This window comes from Halochromatium sp., assembly GCF_054919635.1.
The window spans coordinates 1-2,521 of record NZ_JBUDPI010000460.1; the positions used below are offsets into that span (position 1 = coordinate 1).

Sequence of the window (2,521 nt, forward strand, 5' to 3'; positions counted from 1 at the left end):
ACCGGCCCAGACTGGGAACATCTCGAACGCCCGCATGGTGCCGGGGCCGCCGGTCGCGGTAAAGACGCGCACGCCGGCCATAGCCGCGCCGGCCACCGAGGACATGACTGCGAACTCGTTTTCGCCGCGGAAATACTCCTTCACATACCCTTCCGCGAACAGGTCGCCGACTAGGTGCATGCTCTCCGACTGCGGCGTGATGGGATAGGAGATGGCCACATCCACATTCGCCTTCCTGATCGCCTCGCGCACGGCTTCACTACCGCTCAGGAAGTGCTTCTTCTTGTCCGCCTCGAAGAACAGGTACTCGGGGCTTCGTACTTGCTGCTGCAGCATCTCAGCCCCTCGCCTTTAATCGGTTGACCGCCGCCGTCAGTGCTTGCAGATCGGTGAAGCCGAAATCCCGCAGCGAGATGACCGCGTCCTCATGGCCGGCTTCAGCGCACAGGGCGATGGTGCAGCAATCGGTGCCGCCGCGTATGATCTTCAACGCCATATTGGCATAGTGGCAGTGCACCCCGATGAAGACGCAGACGTCGATCTTGTTATGCCAGATGGTCAGGTTCGGATGGTTGGGATTGACCTCGATCTCCGGGTTGATCATCGGGTACTTGGGCCGGTAATCCGGCATCGGGATGATCTTGGCGCCCAGGGTATCGGCCAGATCCTTCACCGCCTGCACCTTTTCCGCGATCCCGTCCTTCCAGTTCCAGAGGATGAGCGGACCGGGGAAGAAGGTCGGATTCTTGGCGTTGACCAGCCTGGTCGCCGCCTCTTCCAACGCGCTTGCGGCCGGGACACGCGCCCCTTCGATCAGGCCTTCACCTTGCTCGGGCAGCGCGACACCCATTGAGGCGGCGGCCGGTGGCAAGAACCCTTCCGGTCCTGAAACAACTTTGTAGCGATGTGGCTCCAAGAAAGCCTCCGATTCTGCAGACTTGATGTGTCGGGGATGCTCTTCGCTTGCTTCGGAAACACCGACGTCTTTTCCAATCCGCGCTCTCGAGCCCAATGTCCCCGCGGGGGCCTTGTGCAGGGATTGAGGATAGCCGCGCGAGGCTTTCCAGCCTGCCTTAAGAAGCGGCCGGTCTTGCCAGCGGGAGCGCCCACGACCTGAGAACAGGAAGAGGACGATGGCTTTCAATACGGGATGAGGGAAGGATCTGGACAGTGTGCGACGAACAGAGGCACGCGACGAGTGGTCAACTTTAAACCATGCTTTTCATGTGGATAAATTCGCCGTTTTGCGCTAAATAGTTCGTAAAAATCTTATGGTCGCGAGAGCGCGGTGGGGTCGGGCGATAAACAGTTGTTTTACATCGACCTTCGTGGGAAGGATGCGGGCTCGACGCTCAAGCATAGGCCGATCGAGCCTCGAAAAGGCTTGGCTCTGCGCTCGTCCGTGCTCCTTGACTTGCCGCTCGATCTGTCCTGTGCCTAGGCGAGGAGTGCCATTGCTCGATTTGGATGGTGGTATGACTGAGCCCAAACCTGAGCCGTAACTGCTCGCGCAGCCGGTGGAGCAGTGCATCTCGGTCGCATCCCGGGTCCGTGACCAGATGCACGGTCAGGGCTGCTTCGGCAGTGCTTAACGGCCAGATATGCAGATTGGTCCAAGCGCGAATTTCCGTCTCGTGGTCTAGCAGCTGGCGCACGGCGTCGCCATCGATCCTCGAAGGTACCGCGTCGATGACGAGGTCGAACGATTCGCGCAGCAGGTGCCAGCTGCTCGCGAGCAAGATCAAGACGATGCCGAGGCTGATGACGGGGTCGAGCCAGGCCCAACCGTAGCGCAGGATCAGGACTCCAGCGACCAGGACCCCAAGAGATATGGCAGCATCTGCGGCCAAGTGGAGAAAGGCGGCCCGCAGGTTGAGGTCGGTTTGACCTCCGGCATAGAACAGCGAAGCCGTCGCGGTATTGATCACGACGCCAATAGCGGCGATGACGATCACTAACCCACCATTGACAGGGTCGGGATCGAGGATGCGCCCTAGGGACTCCCAGGCGATCCCACCAAGTGCGAGTAGCAAGACGATCGAACTGACCAGGGACGCGATGACGGTCAGTTTGCGAAAGCCGTAGGTCCGTTGGCTGGTCGCAGCGCGCGTTGCCAGCAGACTGGCACCCCAGCCCAGCAGCAGGGTTAGGACGTCGCTGAGGTTATGACCCGCATCAGCGATCAGCGCTACCGATCCAGCAGCGAGACCCGCGCCGGCCTCGATAAACACAAAGATCAGGTTGAGCGCGACGCCGACCGCAAAGGCGCGATTGGTTCCGTCATGAGCCAAACTGTCTGAAGCAGGGTGCTGTTGGGAGAGCGAGTGGCGATGGATATCCCAATGATCGCCGGAGGGACCGGTCGTTGCTCGAAGATGAGGGTGGTGGGCGTGCGCTGTGAGTGAGTCGCTCATGGCCGGACCGAATTCCAACGACGCGGTGCTCGGCAGTTCTGGACTGCGGCACGCTCCGGGTTACTGCGTAAGGCGTGTCAATCTATCAGAACGCCTGCTCGGGCCTG

2 protein-coding genes and 1 pseudogene are annotated in these 2,521 nt (G+C 60.6%); all 3 read right to left on the reverse strand.

Going from position 1 to position 2,521, the window contains the following annotated elements:
* Nucleotides 1–336 (reverse strand): annotated as a pseudogene (locus tag ACY693_RS18300) (hypothetical protein); the annotation flags it as partial.
* Between the two features lies 1 nt (nt 337).
* Entirely contained in the window at nt 338–871 is a 534-nt protein-coding gene (locus tag ACY693_RS18305; protein WP_462323242.1) for a carbon monoxide dehydrogenase beta subunit family protein, read from the reverse strand.
* A gap of 481 nt (nt 872–1,352) precedes the next feature.
* The gene (locus tag ACY693_RS18310; RefSeq protein WP_462323243.1) at nt 1,353–2,291 is read right to left on the reverse strand and encodes a cation diffusion facilitator family transporter; all 939 of its coding nucleotides are present in this window, start codon (nt 2,289–2,291) and stop codon (nt 1,353–1,355) included.
* Between the last annotated feature and the right edge of the window lie 230 nt (nt 2,292–2,521).